Here is a 17,145-nt window from a genome sequence, read left to right as displayed (position 1 = left end):
CATACGAGATTTTTATTAAATTACAAAATACTTATCAGACTTGATTGTAAGAAATGATAAGTATCGTTGGTATAATTGTATTGTTATTATCCTTAAGACCATTTAAAGAAGACTTTGATAATTGATTTTTTATGATGTACAGAAAAAATTAATTATCACATCCTTTTATTTTCACACTAGAACCTAAAAAGAGGTTCTGTTACAAAGTTTTTTAACAAGAAAAAGTTATGTTGCAAAAAGGGTTGTGCCTATTAATTATATGAAGAGAGGCATGTAGTGTGTTACTAGACAAAAATACTTGATACACCAATGTTACCTTCACTCACCCTCCTCATTATTATAAGCTAATAGTGGTTCGTACATCATTATAGCGTGATTCTCCGTTACATATTGGTCTTCTATAAACTGTTTCTGTTGATTATATACTCTACGTTGAATAACATTATGTCGTATATAACCACCCCAGTATGCAGATTGGATTGAGTGTTCTTTTTCATATACTTCATATTGATAAAGCTGCGGATGGGTAACTCTCCATTCACCGACTAAATGCTTATCTGTAATATAAAGGTGAAGTTGATACGATTGGTCCGTTTCATTTTTGATTTGTAAATCCAAATAGTTATAAGAACAAGTCGCTCCACTTCCAAATGGTTGGGTCCGCTTGGAATCAGGAAAGACATCAAAACTATGACGATATCGCTCTGTTACTGTCAATGGTGTATGTAAGGTCATCCAATATATTAAATTTGAAAGCTGACAAAGCCCTCCCCCAATGCCTGCTTGAAAAGATCCATAGTGTAGTATCATGCCCTCTACATACCCTTTTCTTCTCGTAGGCTTACCTATTAAACGCCAGTAAGAGAATGTTTCTCCCGGTCTAATGACGATACCATTTAGTTGTTTAATAGCAATCTTCAAATTAACAACTTTATTCTGTTGATACCACATATCTACATCTTTGAGCTTACGAAGTAGTATCGTTCGGTGCTGAATCGCTGTATAGGGTAACTTTTCTTGTTGAAACGTTTTTGCATATGTTTTGCCGTCTGCTAACCACTGAATGTACCTCTTTGTAGAGTAATACCATGTCCCAAGTAGAATGCGATACTTAGACCGCTGTTTAGGACGTAAGTTCACTAAATTCATTTTATTTCCTCTCTCCCTCGTTTTCATATGTTACCATTTCCGTAATTACGATCCCAATCAATTGCCGTATTAATGCCTTTGAATTTACCCAAGTTTTCCCGCACAGAACTGTAATATTAATTGTCGCATTCTCTCGTTTTTTAACTACATTCTTATATGTATATCCATCAATAAATTGTACTTTTCTTAGCTGAATAGTAATTAACATAAATAGATAAAAGACGCAAAAAAACAGTATAATTAATCTAATGGGGACCTTGTTTTTTCCATTTTTCGAATTGCTTATAGTCGTGTGAAACTCTGCTTCAATACGATAAATTCAAATAAACACATTATAAATATAAAGGATAACCTTAAATAAAGAATAATGAAAATTAAAGAAATTCTAAAGTATTAATATATTTTTACTAAATATTGATTGATAATAAGTTGTTTTTTGAGACTTTACTAGGTTCTGTTGCAAAGTTTCTTAGCAAATAAAAAGTTAAGTTAATTACAATGAATCATGTTAAAAGGTATGTTCTCAGGATTATATTGCAATTTTAATGGAGATAGCATTGTTTTTTAGGCTAAATTTTAGCGAAATAAAAGCTCAAAAAGCGATATGTATAGTAACAATATTACATTAGTGTTTTTCTTTTTATTTATATATTCGCAAGTAAAATAGCATAATATCAGTACGAATCACTATAGTAATATGAGTTTTTGCATATTTTGAAATTTAATATATCCTCCGAAAAGTTTTAATTGTATAATGTTTCTTGTCATAGTCTTTTAGATTTTTCGACAAAAAATAATAAGAATAGAAGACGTATTGGGAGAATGCATTATGTACATAAAACTATTAAAATCAATTACATCATTATCACTTATTGGTAGCGCTTTATTATATACAAATGTTGGTGAGATGAAAGCTGCTGAAGCGGGCGTTTTTTCTGATGTACCAACATCGCACTGGTCCTATCCTGCGATTAAAGACTTAGCGAGTAAAAATATTATTTCAGGTTATGGAAATGGGATGTTTGGTTTTGGTGATGTTGCGACGAGGGAGCAAGTTGCAGCTTTAATTTATCGTGTGTTAGTACCGAATAAGCAAGGCGGTACGTTTAGTAATGATGGTGCTCGTTATGTATTACAAGATGGGTCTACTTTAAATAATCCGTATGGAGATATTCGCTCAGGTTCTACAATGTTTCCGGAAGAGGTTTTAACGTTAACGAAATTGGGGATTTTTAAAGGTGATGGAAATGGCGGTTTTAGACCGAAAGATTCTGTTAGCCGCGCAGAAATGGCGCAAATTATTAAAAATGCGTTCCAAGTTTCAGCTAAACAAAAACATACATTTAATGATGTTCCAAATGGATTTTGGGCAGAAAATGCGATTAGTGCCGTGCAGTCAAACGGGATTGCATCTGGTACAGGAGACGGGAAATTTGAACCAGCTAAAACGGTAACGCGTGAACAGTATGCACAGTTTTTATATAATGCATTGAAATATAAAAAGCCTGAGGTTGCGGTGCAAGATACAGGAGATGCGGCATTATTAGCAGTATTCAAAAATGAAGTACAAACGCGTATTAATACGTATGAAACGAGTATTACACTTCCATATAAAACGAAAAATAGTAATACAAAAGAAGTGATGAATACACTTTTCACCGCATATAAAGAAGTCGCAAGTAAAAATGAGTATACAAATTATAATAGATCGAATGTTTCATACTCACTATCTGGATCGCCAGGGAATTATACGTTTACGCTAAATATTACATATCGTGAAACGAAAGAACAAACAGAATATGTGATGAAACAAGCGAAAGCGATCGTTTCTTCTATTATTCAAGTCGGGATGGATGATCATGAAAAAGTGAAGGCGATTCATGATTATGTTGTAAAACATGTTTCTTACGATACGTCTTATAAAGCGTATACAGCATATGAGGCACTCGCGAATCGTTCTGCCGTTTGCCAAGGTTACACACTATTAACCTATCAATTATTAAAAGAAGCTGGAATTGAGAATCATTTTGTAGTAGGAACTGGAGACGGTCAGCCTCATGCTTGGAATTTAGTTAAAATCGATAGCAAGTGGTACCATCTTGATACAACATTTGATGATCCAGTGCCAGATGTACAAGGCCGCGTAACGTATTCATATTTCAACTTATCAGATGAGCAAATTGCGAAGAATCACGTGTGGAACCGAGGGGACTATCCGCAAGCTACTACAAATTATTATGATACACTGACGAGTAAAATTGTAGAGGGAAACTCTAAATCAGCTGTGTACCAGCAAATTTTGAAAGATACAAAGTTAAATTATTTAGGAAATGAATACATCGCAAATAGCTATAATGAATTAAAAAGTAAAATGCAGCAGCGCTATAGTGCAAAGCCAGAGAAAATTGAAGTTCTTTATAAGCAATCAATGGACGGTTCCTTACAAGATGTGAAAAAAGCAATTGGAGAAATAGGTTTTCCAAAAGGAGCGAACCGTGTTTCTTATAAAGCTGAGCCGTATAATGCAAAAGAAGGATATTCTTTGGTGACGATTACGTTTACATATTGATAATAAAAAAGCATCTATTTCAGGTGCTTTTTTATTATTTCGGTTCGACATAATGTGACAAAGGAACGGAACTTCATCTGTTATGATAACTTTGGGAATTTTACATTTTGGAGGATCAGTAATGAACAAAAAGAAGATTTTTGCTGCGTTAATAGGAATCGTAGTTTTAATTGTAATTATTAATGTAGTTGTTACGAAAGGGAAGACGGCATCAACTAGTGAAAGAATGTACACTGAGAAAGAATATAATAAATTAGTAGATGAGCATTTTGAAGAAATGCAAAAGTTAAAAAGTGATAAGAGTGTATTAGAAACTGAAAATAAATCTCTTGATGCACAAGTTAAGAAGTTAAAAGATGAATTAGCGAAAAAAGAGCAACAAGTAGTGCAACAGCCAGTTCAACAAGAACAACCAGAGCAACCAGCACCAGCTCCACAGCCGGAAACGAAAGAAGAGCCGAAACCAGAACAGCCTACGGGTGCATTCGCAAATCCTGTGAAAAGTATAAATAAAACAGAGGCAATGAATAAAGTGAAAGAAAAGGCGAAGCAAGACTTCCAAGATGACTATATGACGCAAAACTTTGTTGCTGAGGAGCAATCAAAAGCATTTGACTTCTTAAATGGAGTAGAAATCAAATCACAAGAAGAATTAAATGTGATGAAAAATGCATTGAAAGATTTTTCGAATGACTTTATGACAGTGAAGTTTGTTTATGAAGAGCAAATGAAGGCGAAGAATAAGCAAGGATAATACTAAAAACGCTATCTTTTAAAAAGGTAGCGTTTTTGATTTTTTATAAATCAAAAAAGGCATTTAATTAAGTAGGGGTCTCGACACATTTCCTATAATGATTGATATGTTACGTCTTTCAAAAAAATCTACTTTATAGAGCATGCCTACAATTTATATTTTACTATTTGTATTTTCATGAATATGTATAATTACATAAAATTTAAGGGGAAAAGAGAGTATACTTTGGTATTGTGTAATAAAGATAGAGCCCGCCTACGGAAATAGGTGGGATTTTTTAACGTATAAAGAAAAGACACTCATATAAGAGTGTCTTTTCCGATAGTTTTTTAGCAGAAGCAAGAAGCTCCAACTATGATTAATAAAATAAATAATACAACTAATAAAGCAAAGCCGCCGCCACAACTACTACTACAACTACCGCCAAAGCCCATAATAGTTCCTCCTTTGATAAGAGGAGAAAACAAGAGGTCACTCATGTATTTTAACGGATTCAATTTACTTTATGTATTTACGCAATAATTGAGCAGGTCCTTTTGAAAATAAAGAAAAGAGATCCTAAGGCGCCTTCCTCCGACTTGAACCACTTTACTTTTAATAATATGTATTGGACATTAAGTAAACACGTCCTATAAAACAGAATCATTTATTTTCACCAGATTGTTAGTGTACAAATACAAGAGAATCGAGATCGTTTGTTTGGCTAGATTAAAGCAACGCCACATCTATATGGTTGAGATGTGTTACGCCTTCTAATCGGAGAATCTGCTTTAGCTTGGATACAGTAAGCTGATAAACGACACCTAAAATATCAAAGACGGTCTTTTTCTCATATCGATGGGATTTCCGTCCTTTTTTCTTTTCAACATGAGATTGCTGTTTCCTACGTTTATGAATTTGAGTTGATGTGAGTCTGTATATTACAACTCGTGAGGGTAATTTTTGTTGCCCAACATAGGCATCTCGAATTTTATAAGTATCTCCTGGTTTTATCTGATGCATGATATCTTCAAGGTCAAGTAAAACATATAAAGATTGCTTTTTAACTGTCCCATCCCGAAAGAATTCGGGCGATTCATTTTTCACATATACTCTATTATTTAATTTCAACCGTGAAACATAGAATACCCCTCGTTGATCCATCTGGTCTAAATCCTTTAGAGAAAAGTATCCTAAATCTCGAATAAATGAAACTCATCTTGAATCGATAGAGTCATACAAAACGCCATCCTTTCTGTATATTTCTACAAAAAGAATAGCGTTTTTTTGATTATATGGATACAAATTTATCTTAGCTTGATAGCGATGTATGGTGACCCCTAATATGTAAAAAACGAAAATGATTGGTATTGGGGAATACTTAATCCAATGTGGGAATGGAGGATAGATGAGATGTACTTGGATGATGATTTTTAACAATCTAATGGAATAAAGCTTTCAGTTTTATAAAAAAATTTGGTCAAAACTCATTTGAAATTCTTTAATTGAAGAGATAAAGCATCGCAACTTTATTCAAAACTTCGCGTCTTTTTTTTAAAAACATCGTGACTCTATTTTAAATTCATAAATTTATCTTAGCTTGATGGGCATGTGTCGGTACCCAATGAGAAGAAGTGATACTTACTTGAATTTGAATATAAAGATAATATTTTGGACTGAAGTTTATTTTTAAGGTCACTGTTTTTTTTATTTTCCTTAGTATCCGTATTGTTGACATTAAGTTTTTTAATGGTCAAGTTCAACGGTGGTCTGAAGAGTAAAAAAACGCTTGACTTGGAGTTGACTCCAAGTTGTATCATAAGCTTGCGCACATCGGAAAGTAGGTGATGATAGGTGGGGGATACATTCTCTATAAAGCAAATAGCGGAACAAACTGGACTGAGTAAGGACACGATTCGTTACTACGAGAAGATTCAATTACTTCCACATGCTAAACGGAAAGCAAATGGTCATCGTGTCTATAGTTCAGCTGACAAAGATACCCTCAGTATGATTACTTGCTTGAAAAAAACAGGTATGTCATTGAACGAGATGAAGCCTTATTTGCAGTTTTCTCTTGAAAGTGACATTAAGTCGGTTTCAAAACTATACGACATGCTTCAGGATTACAAAAAAAATATTAAAAGTCAAATGGAGGAACTGCAAAAAATACTGGATCTTATCGATTATAAATTGGTCCATGGTGAGAAGTTCGGAGTACGAGATAGAGTAGGTCAAAATAATTAATAGGAGGATTACTTGATGATTTCTGAAGGACAAAATAAAATTGCACTGATAACTGGGGCCAACAAAGGAATTGGATTTGAAACAGCTCGACAGTTGGGAGCACAAGGCTTCACCATATTGGTAGGAGCAAGGAATACAGAAAGAGGAACAGAGGCCGCAGCTAAATTGCAAGCTGCAGGATCGGATGCTCACTTCATCAGAATCGAGGTCACGAATCAGGCCTCCATAGACTCCGCTGCCAAGAAAATAGAAGAGCGGTATGGTAAATTAGACGTTTTAATTAATAATGTAGGTGTGGCACTGGACAGAACCTCTACACTTGGTTTGGACATAAGCCTGTTGAAAGAAACCTTCGAAACAAACTTCTTCAGCATGTTTGCTGTATCCAAAGCAATGATCCCGCTCATTCACAAGTCTCATGCCGGCCGAATTGTGAACATGTCCAGCGCGTTGGGGTCATTAACGAAACATAGCGATCCCTCCTTTGAATTTTATAATGCAAAGGCGCTGGCTTACAACTCATCCAAAACTGCGGTTAATCAACTTACCGTTCATTTGGCCCACGAGCTGAAAGACACACCGATTAAAGTAAACTCGGCTTGTCCGGGCTTTACAGCAACGGATTTGAATCATTTTCAAGGAACACGTACGGTAGAAGAAGCCGCAACAGTGGTCGTTCGCCTTGCCACTCTCCCGGATAATGGACCTACGGGGCAATTTTTCGATGATACTGGAGCTTTGCCTTGGTAAACTATTTAACTGTAAGTATCCCCTTTTGTTTGATGTGTTCTGGTATTTGAGATACAATACGAATCATTTTAGGAGTGGATGGTCAGCTAATTATCATTCATTCACTTGTTTAAGCTCTTGGCACACCCATTTTTATGGGGATGCTACCACACATCCATTAACTTAGGTATTTAGGCTATTCTTAAAGTTAAAAGCACGTCTCTCTTTCTCTTATGTTAACGAGAAAGAGAGACGTGCTTTTTATGAATATGCATCAAAAATAAGCTGTTTTTTCGTTATGGGGAAAATTCTTTTTCTTAGCCTGATGGGCATGGGGGACCGTCAGGAAAATGCGGATTTACAACGCTAAGCCCATTTCCAAGACGATTCCCCTATTTTTAACAACGCTAAGAAAATTTCAATGGTCTTAGAGAATCTAATGAGACCACTTTCTCTGAATTAAAATGGTATTCTCCTAGTAAATTGATATGTTCCCAACCTAAAGGTGACATATGATGCAATAAGTTCTCATTAAAACTACCTATCCGTTTTTGATATTTAACTGCTTTTGTTAGATGTAAAGTATTCCAGATACTGATGGCATTGATAATTATGTTTAAGGCACTGGCCCTTTGCAATTGATGCTGTATGGTTCGTTTCCTAAGCTCACCTTGTTTACCGAAGAAAATAGCTCTTGCAAGTCCATTCATGGATTCTCCTTTAATTCGAATGGTGGCAGCACCTTTTATTAGAATTGTCCCCTTGGTTTAACAACTGCTTTTTTGTAAATAATATGTCTGTTAAAAAATTAATTAAGGGGGACTTGTATGCCACAGGATCGAAAAGCAAAAGTTCAAAACGATGCATACGAAGGAAAAGAGATCATGCCAGATAATCCACAATATCTACCGCGTCACGTGCAAATGGAGCTGCCTCACGAATTTTCTGTAAATCCTCTGTTTGCCCGCGAAGGAGAATCAGTCGTTCCGCGCTTTCACATGCCTGATGAAGGCATGTTACCAGAAACAGCGTATCAAATCGTCCATGATGAAATTGCTCTTGATGGCAATGCCCGCTTGAATCTTGCAACATTCGTTAGCACATGGATGGAGCCTGCCGCAGAGCACTTATATGCCAAATCATTCGACAAGAACATGATTGACAAGGATGAATATCCACAGACAGCCGAAATTGAGGAGCGGTGTGTCCGCATTTTAGCCAACCTCTGGCATTCGCCCACCCCCCTTACGACTATGGGCGTTTCAACAACTGGATCGTCGGAAGCATGTATGCTCGGGGGGCTTGCGTTAAAGAGACGCTGGCAAAATGCACGCAAAAGCGAAGGGAAGCCGGTGGATCGGCCCAATATTGTGTTTAGTTCTGCTGTTCAAGTCGTTTGGGAAAAATTCGCGAACTATTGGGAGGTTGAACCACGCTATGTGAAGGTTAGCCCAGAGCATCCCCGCTTGGATCCTCAGGGGGTCCTCGCTGCCGTGGATGAAAATACGATTGGTGTAGTACCGATTCTCGGTGAGACTTATACCGGGCTTTACGAACCGGTTGCCGCCATTGCGAAAGCGTTGGACGATTTACAGGAGAGGACGGGCCTCGACATTCCCATGCATGTGGATGCGGCTTCGGGGGGATTTATAGCACCGTTTCTTCAACCAGATTTAGTCTGGGATTTTCAATTACCGAGGGTGAAGTCCATCAATGTATCCGGACATAAATATGGATTAGTCTATCCTGGGTTGGGTTGGATAATTTGGCGGGAAGCTGAAGATCTCCCTGAGGATCTAATCTTCCGCGTCTCCTATTTGGGCGGGAACATGCCGACTTTTGCCCTGAATTTCTCTCGTCCTGGCGCACAAGTGCTCCTGCAATATTACAATTACCTGCGTTTAGGAAAAAGTGGGTACTATGATGTCCAAAGGGCTTCTCAGAAAGTCGCTCTTTTTCTTAGCAAGGAGATTCAGAAGATGGAACCGTTCGAACTTTTGTCCGATGGTTCGGATATTCCGGTTTTCGCTTGGCGACTGAAAGATGGTTACACATTAAACTGGAATCTTTATGATTTATCTCGACAATTGCGTGTGTTCGGCTGGCAAGTACCCGCCTATCCATTGCCTCCAGATATGGAAGCGGTGACGATTATGCGCGTTGTGGTTCGAAATGGATTTTCCATGGATCTCGCGCATTTATTTTTGAGGAACCTCAAACAGACCGTTGCCTTTCTGGATTCCCTGGACGGGCCTATGCCACATGATACGAAATGTGATAATGGGTTTCATCACTAAATGAAAAAAGCCTAATTTCTTCATATTTAATTGAGAAATTAGGCTTTTTAATATTGAAATTTCCTTAACGTTGTAAATCAGCATTTTTCTGTTGTTGTCCTTTATTAAGACTTTGTCTTATAAATAATTCTGCAATGATTAAATTTGGCACCCACGCTAACCAAGCAATAACAGCATAACTAAGTTCGAAATGCTTCAGTCCAAATAGCAATACAAATAAAGGTAGCCAAATTCTTAATGTAACTGCCGCAAAGGTTAAGGAATAATTTCTGATCATCCAATTCCGATGGTCTTGAATTTTTTTATTCTTAACTCTATTTAATGCTTGATATGCCGATGTTAGCCAAAATACGGATAACAAACCGAAACCAAGCTTTCCTACTAATCCTCCCGTAGCGTAAAAGGATAAATAAAGTCCTGAAACGCCGCCAAATAATACACCAATCATATAGATTTTTCCAATCATTCGATGGCGACTGATATTCTTTTCTCTAAATTTTGTGGATAATGTAAAAGGACCAATTACTAATGCTACTACACTAGTTGCAATATGTATAAATAACATAATGTACCAAAATGCACTCATTTTAGATAGAAACATAAGCTTCATTTGAATAAACCCTGCTTGAAATCCATCCATAATAAAATATTGGAAAACAGCATAACCAGCTACTAAAATAGCTGAAAAAGTAAATATAATCCAAATTTATTTGATTTGAAAATTTACTTCTATACAGATGGAGAAACAGAATTAATGAGAAGGTCTAGCCGTGATATTATTGAAAGAGGAGCCGATATTAATTACTTAAGGAAGTCTCATGAAGAACGTCGGATTCAGTATGAAGTGTTTATGCATCCGTATAGTCAACGTTTTAATATTATTATCAAAAATTCCAATGAAACAATACGTTTAGAAAAAAATACATTTGAGTTTTATAAAGTTTAAATGCAAATACTTTATTTACTAAAATAGCAAGTTAGTGAATAAATTGTTCATATTTTTTCGGAAGGAGGTTAAGCAATGAGAGCACCGTATCAAGTATTGATATTTCCTTATATAAAAACTGACGATTCCATTCAATATGCTATTTTTAATCGAAGTGATTATGGTTATTGGCAAGGAATAGCTGGTGGTGGAGAAGATGGTGAGACTCCTATTGAATCAGCAAAACGGGAAGCGTTTGAAGAGGCTGGTATTATAAGAGAATGTCCATATATAAAACTAGATTCTGTGTCTTCACTACCAGTAGAGGATGTAGTTGGTGGATTTCTTTGGGGAGAAGATGTTTATGTAATAAAAGAATTTTCTTTTGGAGTTAAAGTTCCTACAAAAAATATTGAATTATCCAAAGAACACTTCAATTATAAATGGCTGTGCTTTGAGGAAGCAGTAACACTTTTGAAATGGGATAGTAACAAAACAGCATTGTGGGAATTAAACAAAAGGCTGTTAAAACAATTAAAGTGTTAGTTAACAAAGCCGATAGTGGAGCGAGAATTAAACAACTTAAAAAAGCCTTGCTACATTACCTATGTAGCAAGGCTTTTTTCTTAGCGTACGAAATTGCGTTTTGTTGGCGGCACCCCATGCCCATCAACTTAAGAATTTAGAATTCCCCCAAAAATTATGAGTTTTTTGTTGCAAGTTGTCACAAAATTTCGTTTTTATGGTAGTTTTATTTTCTTAGCTTGATTGCGATGAGCGGTACCCCATAAAGGCCCCTGATACATAATTGATGTTCTGCCATTTGTAGAAAACAATCCACTTATACCATTTTAACAAGAAGAAATATCTCGTCCATGTTGTAATATTGGCTTACGTTAAGCTTGTGAAAAAATCATATTCATGTATAATACAATTGATGTATGATACATTAGTTGTAGGAGGGTGACCTTTTTGAAAAGAGAAGATGCCTTAAAACTAAGAACAGATATTAAGAAAATGATTATAATAACTGGGGTTTTTGAATCTCAAAATTTGCCCAATGGACCATTTGAAAAACCTTTACCAACTTCTCAAATGATGGCGTTAGAGGAACTAGAGGTGGAAAAATTAACTGTTTGGCAACTATCCAATAAACTTAGATTAGAGACTTCAACTGTAAGTAGATTGGTAGATAAGTTAGTAAAAAAGGGGCTTGTTTATCGTGAAGTAAATGAAAAAAATAGAAGAGAACTTTTTCTGCACCTCACAGAAAAAGGTCACATAACTGTTAATTGCTTAAGAGAGCAATCCATTACATTTTATCAAAGTATTCTCAATAATTTATCAGAATCAGAACAAAAAATAGTTGTGGATGGTTTTGAATTATTTATTGATTCTATTTCTAAGCCTTTTGATTAGAGTGAGGTAAATCATAACATTTGGAGGATAAAATGAGTTTGGATTTCGAACGTCCTATTATTGAATTAAAAGAGAAATTTGATGAATTAAAGAAAATTATGAAAGAAAATAATGTAGATTTATCGTCAGAAATTCATGTATTAGAAAAACGTTTAAATAAAATGCAAGATAAAATTTATTCTAATATTACACCTTTTCAACGAGTTCAAATTGCAAGGCTACGTAACCGGCCCACGACATTGGACTATATACCTTTATTGTTTACAAACTTTCTCGAACTTCATGGTGATCGATTATATGGTGATGATAAAGCAATGATAGGTGGTATTGCAAAATTTAAAGGGATGCCCGTTACGGTTATTGGTCATCAAAGAGGTAGAAATACAAAGGAAAGTATAGAAAGAAATTTTGGAATGGCACATCCAGAAGGTTATAGAAAAGCGCTAAGACTTATGAAACAAGCTGATAAATTTAATCGCCCTATTATTACATTTATTGATACAATAGGCGCCTATCCAGGGAAAGGGTCTGAAGAACGTGGAATTTCTGAAGCGATAGCTCGAAATCTATTTGAAATGGCTACACTTAAAGTGCCAATTGTTTGTATTGTAATTGGAGAGGCATCAAGTGGTGGAGCTCTTGGCCTTAGTGTCGGTAACCATATCCATATGTTAGAGTATTCATGGTACTCGGTAATTTCGCCAGAAGGAGCAGCATCTATCCTATGGAAGGACGCTAAGTATGCTCCAGAAGCTGCTGAACATATGAAAATTTCAGCAAAAGATTTAAAACATTTAGGAATTATTGATGAAATCATTCCTGAAATTAAAGGTGGAGCACAAAATGATATAAAATCACAGGCAAAAATGATTGAATCTGTAATCGAATCATCTCTAAAAAAATTGATACTATTATCCTCGGAAGAGCTTATACAACAGCGATATGAAAAGTATAGACAAATAGAGAATTATAAATGAAAATATTTAAAGTCTGTATTATATTTCGGAGGATTCTCACAAAAAAATTCTAAATGTTTTGTAAGTAACCTCTTAAACTGGGATATGCTGATACTATTACTCTACAAAAGATGTGTGATCGGTATGGAAAAGGAAAATTTGTTCAAATGGAAGCATTATCAGCAAGATATTATTTTGTTAACTGTACGTTGGTACGGTACAACTTAATTTTTCGTAATTTAGTAGAAATGATGAGGAACCAGGATTATCCTACCATTATGCTAGAAATATATATGTTATATTTTCTTTTCCATTACCTTTGCACCAGAACCAAAAAATACGCTATTCTTTCTGTAGAATCATAGGAAAGGATGGCGTTTTTGTATGTATCTATCAATTTCTGACGAATTACAATTATTTGCTGAAGAATTATATGAACATCTTACCCCTTCATTTTTGGAAAATCTCGCTAGAGAGCTAGGTTTTGTAAAGCGAAAACGTAAATTTTCAGGGTATGATTTAGCTACTATATGTGTCTGGATTAGTCAACGAGTAGCGAGTGATTCATTAGTCCGATTGTGTAGTCAGCTACATGCATCAACAGGAACTCTTATGAGTCCTGAAGGACTAAATAAGCGCTTTAATAAAAAGGCAGTGTTCTTTTTGAAACATATTTTCTCCACATTATTAAAAAATAAAGTTTGTGAAAAGTCAGCAATTCCAAGTGCTTCACTTACCTATTTTCAGCGAATTCGTATTTTAGATGCAACCATTTTTCACGTACCAAAACACTTGGCCAATGTATATCCTGGATCAGGTGGTTGTGCACAAACAGCGGGTATAAAAATCCAGTTAGAATATGATTTACATAGTGGTCAGTTTTTAAATTTCCAAGTGGAACCAGGGAAAAATAATGATAAAACCTTTGGAACAGAGTGTTTATCAACATTACGCCCTGGTGACCTATGTATCCGGGATTTAGGCTATTATTCACTGGATGATTTAGATCAAATGGATCAACGTGGTGTGTACTATATATCGCGACTCAAATTAAACAATAGGGTATATGTCAAAAATGAATTTCCTGAATACTTTCGAAACGGAACAATAAAAAAACAATCTCAGTACATCAAAGTTGATTTAGAGCACATCATGGATACCTTAAAACCAGGACAGTCCTATGAAATAAAAGAAGCTTATATTGGAAAGGATAAAAAACTATTCACTCGGGTGATTATGTATCGATTAACAGAAAAACAACTTCGTAAGCGTATGAAAAAACAAGTGTACACAGAAAGTAAAAAAGGGATTACATATTCGGAAAAAAGCAAACGATTAGCTGGCATGAACCTATATGTTACCAATACACCTTGGGAGATTGCTCCGATGGAACAAATCCATAATTTTTACTCTCTCCGCTGGCAAATTGAAATCATTTTTAAAACTTGGAAATCCTTATTTCAAATTCATCATTGGCAACATATTAAACAAGAGCGATTAGAATGCCATGTTTATGGAAAACTCATTGCCATTTTTCTATGTTCTTCTACTATGTTTAAGATGCGACAATTAATTTTACAAAAGAAGAAACAAGAATTAAGTGAATATAAAGCAATTGGAATGATTCAAGATCACTTATCAAGTTTGTATCAAGCCATACAACAAAACATCCAAGAAATAACAAAGATCCTAATCAGCCTGTTCCACCTCCTACAGAAGAACGGGAGAAAATCTCATCGATATGAGAAGAAGACTGTTTTTGATATTATGGGTGTTGTTTATGAGTATAATGGGTTGAAAAAACAAAAGAAAGTTGCATAATTTAAAAAAGGAAACCCGTTAGGGTTTATTTGGTATGCATATTATTAAGAGTATGCTTCTATTTTAGGAATGCTTTACCTCCACAAAATGAAAGTACACTTTGTTTTCATTTTTAAGTTGATGGGCATGTGGCGGCACCCCGCTAAGAGCATGCAAGATTTTATACAGTTTTTCGGCTAATCCAATAACAAACGAGAACCCTAAAACCGCGCCAGGATAGGAATGTATAAAAAAATGCATAGATCCATAGAACAAAAAAAGGAGATTTACTTGTGAGATTAGGGGTCCTCCTTATTATTGCTACCGATAATAGGACGTTATGTTAACTACACATGAATCTTTATTCATAAGTCAAATTAAAGAACATCTGAATCCAGATACCTTTTATTATTCAGAATCCTCTATATTTTTTTGAAACATAATTTATTCTGCTAAAGACATTATACCTATTGCATGTGAACCTGACGAAATCATGAATTTTATCAGGTTATTTCTGCATTCTGGCTCTTGTTAAATCAAAGTAATCTAATTAAAAATAAAAATATTTTATACTTTTATATAAGTTTACTTTACTTTTTGTAAAAAATTAGTTTATAATTTAATTCAAGAGGTGATGGTCATGAAGAAAGATTTTGGTGATTCAATATCAAATAAGGTTTATGAATATCGTGTACTTGCCAGAATGTCTCAGCAAGAATTAGCAGAAAAAGTCGGAGTTTCCAAACAAACCATCTTCGTAATGGAAAAAGGAAATTATATTCCAACTCTGCTGTTAGCTTTTCGAATTGCCGAATTTTTTAATGTTGATGTAAACGATATTTTTACTTATCTGAAAGGAAATGATAAAAATGGAAATTAAGTCGATCTCAGATATACCTAATGCAATTTTTTACCCTTTAAAATCCTGGGCTGAACAATCTACAGGAAATTGGAATAGTCTCGTTGGAGTTGGTTTTTTACTGCTCATGGGTAGTTTGATTTTTGCTTATGTATTTTATAAGAAGATTGGAAAAGACGACGAACGAACAAATACAATCTTTTTGAAAAGCAGTTGCTTTATGCTGTGTGCAATTATGCTATGTGACATGATTTTTCCAAAAGACTACATGTGGAACATTTTTTTCTTATTCAAATATACGCTAGCAATTTTAGCTGCTGGAATTTACATGGCTATCCAATATAAAAAGGATTTTTTATAAGGAAAGGTCAATTATTCTTGAATGTGAGTGCATTGATAACCCCTCTTTTTACTAGGTCATTTCCTTTTTTGGGTACGTAGAAAAAATTAATTAACTTCCAATAACGATAATTATGTAAATAAGCTGTCCATATGGGCAGCTTATTTTATTTTTTGTTTAGCAAGGGGATCTTTTCCGATAGTTTTTTAGCAGAAGCAAGCAGCTCCAACGATGATTAATAAAATAAACAATACAACTAATAAAGCAAATCCTCCAGCGAAGCAACAGTCGCCACAACTACCACCAAATCCCATAACAGTTCCTCCTTTAGATAGGAGGGGGAAAACAAAGATTCACTCATGTGTTTTAACGGATTCAATTTACTTTATGCATTTATGAATGGAGCAGGTCCTTTTGAAAATAAAGAAAAGACACCTTATAAGGTGTCTTCCTTCGATTTGAAACATTTTAAGTTTAATAATATACGGTCTCGCCACTGACCTATTAGGCTGGAATTTTATAGTGTTTCTGAACGAAATTTTGTGCTAATTTTGAACCCTTAAGTTGAGGGGGGTTCTTTTTACGTTTTGTCATTTTTAAAGAAATCCTTCATCATTTTAGCGTCTTTAATGTTCAATGTCACACCTTCTACTTTATCTTTCTTCTCATCTTTAGCGATCATAATTTGTTCTTTATTATCAACCCACACAAGAAATTCTTCTTTTGAGTCATCTTTATATGTAACGGTTATAGTAGAATGCGCAGATTGTTTCTTTTTTTGATCTAATGTGATTGTTTTCGGTGTTCCGTTTTGAACTGCTGAAGCGATTGATTGTATCATTTCCTCGTTATCTGTTTGAGATTTGGAACTAGTATTACTTGTTGTTCTAAGTAACTCAATATTTGTAATGTCTGCAGAGTTTAATTGAATGGCATTTTTCGTATTTTCTTGCTTAGTTTTTGGAGTATTATTTGTAGTAGAAGTGCTTGTACAACCTATTAAAGTTAAAGATAGAACACTTAGAGCACATATGTAAGTGATTTTTTTCATTTTATCTCCTCCTCTAATTTAATTATAACAATATTCTGTTAATTTAGGTAGTTATTGTAAGGAAAAGGTAA

The 17,145-nt window shown here is 34.9% G+C and carries 16 protein-coding genes and 5 pseudogenes; 13 read left to right on the top strand and 8 right to left on the bottom strand.

From position 1 onward, the window contains the following. Positions 1 to 318 precede the first annotated feature (318 nt). Positions 319 to 1,149 (bottom strand): VanW family protein, encoded by an 831-nt coding sequence (locus ACE38F_RS23035; RefSeq protein ID WP_070146245.1) that lies wholly within the window; start codon positions 1,147 to 1,149, stop codon positions 319 to 321. Positions 1,150 to 1,237: 88 nt separating this feature from the next. Next, positions 1,238 to 1,435 (bottom strand): annotated as a pseudogene (locus ACE38F_RS23030) (hypothetical protein); the annotation flags it as partial. A gap of 543 nt (positions 1,436 to 1,978) precedes the next feature. On the opposite strand from ACE38F_RS23030, the gene ACE38F_RS23025 reads away from it, so the two are divergent. Both ACE38F_RS23025 and ACE38F_RS23020 read left to right on the top strand, forming a co-directional pair. Further along, positions 1,979 to 3,718: an S-layer homology domain-containing protein gene (locus ACE38F_RS23025; protein ID WP_375370336.1), complete on the top strand. Its 1,740-nt coding sequence runs from the start codon at positions 1,979 to 1,981 to the stop codon at positions 3,716 to 3,718. Positions 3,719 to 3,839: 121 nt separating this feature from the next. Further along, on the top strand, positions 3,840 to 4,472 hold the full coding sequence (locus tag ACE38F_RS23020) for a hypothetical protein (protein ID WP_375370335.1): 633 nt from the start codon (positions 3,840 to 3,842) through the stop codon (positions 4,470 to 4,472). Between the two features lie 329 nt (positions 4,473 to 4,801). Here the strand turns inward: ACE38F_RS23020 and ACE38F_RS23015 are convergent, their stop codons facing one another. Both ACE38F_RS23015 and ACE38F_RS23010 read right to left on the bottom strand, forming a co-directional pair. After that, positions 4,802 to 4,906, bottom strand: coding sequence for a YjcZ family sporulation protein (locus tag ACE38F_RS23015; protein ID WP_076535851.1), 105 nt, complete (start codon positions 4,904 to 4,906; stop codon positions 4,802 to 4,804). 415 nt (positions 4,907 to 5,321) lie between these two features. Continuing rightward, positions 5,322 to 5,657 (bottom strand): annotated as a pseudogene (locus ACE38F_RS23010) (transposase); the annotation flags it as partial. A 648-nt stretch (positions 5,658 to 6,305) separates the two neighbouring features. Here ACE38F_RS23010 and ACE38F_RS23005 point away from each other — a divergent pair. After that, positions 6,306 to 6,698 (top strand): MerR family transcriptional regulator, encoded by a 393-nt coding sequence (locus ACE38F_RS23005; RefSeq protein WP_375370334.1) that lies wholly within the window; start codon positions 6,306 to 6,308, stop codon positions 6,696 to 6,698. A gap of 15 nt (positions 6,699 to 6,713) precedes the next feature. After that, positions 6,714 to 7,448 carry an SDR family oxidoreductase gene (locus ACE38F_RS23000; protein ID WP_375370333.1) on the top strand — a complete coding sequence of 245 codons (735 nt, stop codon included), beginning with the start codon at positions 6,714 to 6,716 and terminating at the stop codon, positions 7,446 to 7,448. 386 nt (positions 7,449 to 7,834) lie between these two features. On the opposite strand, the pseudogene ACE38F_RS22995 reads toward ACE38F_RS23000, so the two are convergent. Beyond that, positions 7,835 to 8,149, bottom strand: a pseudogene (locus ACE38F_RS22995) (Tn3 family transposase); the annotation flags it as partial. A 105-nt stretch (positions 8,150 to 8,254) separates the two neighbouring features. Between ACE38F_RS22995 and ACE38F_RS22990 the strand changes: the two are divergent. Next, complete coding sequence (locus ACE38F_RS22990; protein WP_375370332.1) at positions 8,255 to 9,724, top strand: glutamate decarboxylase; 1,470 nt, start codon at positions 8,255 to 8,257, stop codon at positions 9,722 to 9,724. A gap of 64 nt (positions 9,725 to 9,788) precedes the next feature. Here the strand turns inward: ACE38F_RS22990 and ACE38F_RS22985 are convergent, their stop codons facing one another. After that, a complete protein-coding gene (locus ACE38F_RS22985; RefSeq protein ID WP_375370331.1) occupies positions 9,789 to 10,364 on the bottom strand; it encodes a DUF2306 domain-containing protein in 576 nt (191 codons plus the stop codon). Positions 10,365 to 10,421: 57 nt separating this feature from the next. Here ACE38F_RS22985 and ACE38F_RS22980 point away from each other — a divergent pair. The 8 genes and pseudogenes from ACE38F_RS22980 to ACE38F_RS22945 all read left to right on the top strand — a co-directional run. Beyond that, positions 10,422 to 10,670: pseudogene (locus ACE38F_RS22980) on the top strand (phosphoribulokinase); the annotation flags it as partial. Between the two features lie 75 nt (positions 10,671 to 10,745). After that, the gene (locus ACE38F_RS22975) at positions 10,746 to 11,195 is read left to right on the top strand and encodes an NUDIX hydrolase (RefSeq protein ID WP_199675584.1); all 450 of its coding nucleotides are present in this window, start codon (positions 10,746 to 10,748) and stop codon (positions 11,193 to 11,195) included. 426 nt (positions 11,196 to 11,621) lie between these two features. Continuing rightward, complete coding sequence (locus ACE38F_RS22970) at positions 11,622 to 12,068, top strand: MarR family winged helix-turn-helix transcriptional regulator (protein WP_002095873.1); 447 nt, start codon at positions 11,622 to 11,624, stop codon at positions 12,066 to 12,068. 32 nt (positions 12,069 to 12,100) lie between these two features. After that, complete coding sequence (locus tag ACE38F_RS22965; RefSeq protein WP_002162311.1) at positions 12,101 to 13,045, top strand: acetyl-CoA carboxylase carboxyltransferase subunit alpha; 945 nt, start codon at positions 12,101 to 12,103, stop codon at positions 13,043 to 13,045. A gap of 123 nt (positions 13,046 to 13,168) precedes the next feature. Further along, a pseudogene (locus ACE38F_RS22960) lies at positions 13,169 to 13,287 on the top strand (IS6 family transposase); the annotation flags it as partial. 121 nt (positions 13,288 to 13,408) lie between these two features. Then, on the top strand, positions 13,409 to 14,845 hold the full coding sequence (locus tag ACE38F_RS22955) for an IS4 family transposase (protein WP_375370330.1): 1,437 nt from the start codon (positions 13,409 to 13,411) through the stop codon (positions 14,843 to 14,845). A 619-nt stretch (positions 14,846 to 15,464) separates the two neighbouring features. Further along, entirely contained in the window at positions 15,465 to 15,704 is a 240-nt protein-coding gene (locus ACE38F_RS22950) for a helix-turn-helix transcriptional regulator (RefSeq protein WP_215571514.1), read from the top strand. Next, the gene (locus ACE38F_RS22945; protein WP_375370329.1) at positions 15,694 to 16,044 is read left to right on the top strand and encodes a DUF2178 domain-containing protein; all 351 of its coding nucleotides are present in this window, start codon (positions 15,694 to 15,696) and stop codon (positions 16,042 to 16,044) included. Before ACE38F_RS22950 ends, ACE38F_RS22945 begins: the two co-directional genes overlap by 11 nt. A 185-nt stretch (positions 16,045 to 16,229) precedes the next feature. Here ACE38F_RS22945 and ACE38F_RS22940 read toward each other — a convergent pair whose 3' ends face one another. After that, positions 16,230 to 16,337 (bottom strand): YjcZ family sporulation protein, encoded by a 108-nt coding sequence (locus tag ACE38F_RS22940; RefSeq protein ID WP_375370328.1) that lies wholly within the window; start codon positions 16,335 to 16,337, stop codon positions 16,230 to 16,232. A 266-nt stretch (positions 16,338 to 16,603) separates the two neighbouring features. After that, positions 16,604 to 17,074: a hypothetical protein gene (locus ACE38F_RS22935; protein WP_375370327.1), complete on the bottom strand. Its 471-nt coding sequence runs from the start codon at positions 17,072 to 17,074 to the stop codon at positions 16,604 to 16,606. Between the last annotated feature and the right edge of the window lie 71 nt (positions 17,075 to 17,145).

This window comes from Bacillus altaicus (assembly GCF_042136375.2).
Taxonomy (GTDB): domain Bacteria; phylum Bacillota; class Bacilli; order Bacillales; family Bacillaceae_G; genus Bacillus_A; species Bacillus_A cereus_U.
The sequence above is the reverse complement of the archived record's forward strand: the minus strand, read 5'-3'. Positions and strand labels throughout refer to the sequence as shown.

Coding starts and splice junctions, on each gene's coding strand:
- ACE38F_RS23035 (WP_070146245.1), bottom strand. CDS start 1,149: ATGAATTTAGTGAACTTACGTCCTAAACAGCGGTCTAAGTATCGCATT.
- ACE38F_RS23025 (WP_375370336.1), top strand. CDS start 1,979: ATGTACATAAAACTATTAAAATCAATTACATCATTATCACTTATTGGT.
- ACE38F_RS23020 (WP_375370335.1), top strand. CDS start 3,840: ATGAACAAAAAGAAGATTTTTGCTGCGTTAATAGGAATCGTAGTTTTA.
- ACE38F_RS23015 (WP_076535851.1), bottom strand. CDS start 4,906: ATGGGCTTTGGCGGTAGTTGTAGTAGTAGTTGTGGCGGCGGCTTTGCT.
- ACE38F_RS23000 (WP_375370333.1), top strand. CDS start 6,714: ATGATTTCTGAAGGACAAAATAAAATTGCACTGATAACTGGGGCCAAC.
- ACE38F_RS22990 (WP_375370332.1), top strand. CDS start 8,255: ATGCCACAGGATCGAAAAGCAAAAGTTCAAAACGATGCATACGAAGGA.
- ACE38F_RS22985 (WP_375370331.1), bottom strand. CDS start 10,364: ATGGATGGATTTCAAGCAGGGTTTATTCAAATGAAGCTTATGTTTCTA.
- ACE38F_RS22975 (WP_199675584.1), top strand. CDS start 10,746: ATGAGAGCACCGTATCAAGTATTGATATTTCCTTATATAAAAACTGAC.
- ACE38F_RS22965 (WP_002162311.1), top strand. CDS start 12,101: ATGAGTTTGGATTTCGAACGTCCTATTATTGAATTAAAAGAGAAATTT.
- ACE38F_RS22955 (WP_375370330.1), top strand. CDS start 13,409: ATGTATCTATCAATTTCTGACGAATTACAATTATTTGCTGAAGAATTA.
- ACE38F_RS22950 (WP_215571514.1), top strand. CDS start 15,465: ATGAAGAAAGATTTTGGTGATTCAATATCAAATAAGGTTTATGAATAT.
- ACE38F_RS22945 (WP_375370329.1), top strand. CDS start 15,694: ATGGAAATTAAGTCGATCTCAGATATACCTAATGCAATTTTTTACCCT.
- ACE38F_RS22940 (WP_375370328.1), bottom strand. CDS start 16,337: ATGGGATTTGGTGGTAGTTGTGGCGACTGTTGCTTCGCTGGAGGATTT.
- ACE38F_RS22935 (WP_375370327.1), bottom strand. CDS start 17,074: ATGAAAAAAATCACTTACATATGTGCTCTAAGTGTTCTATCTTTAACT.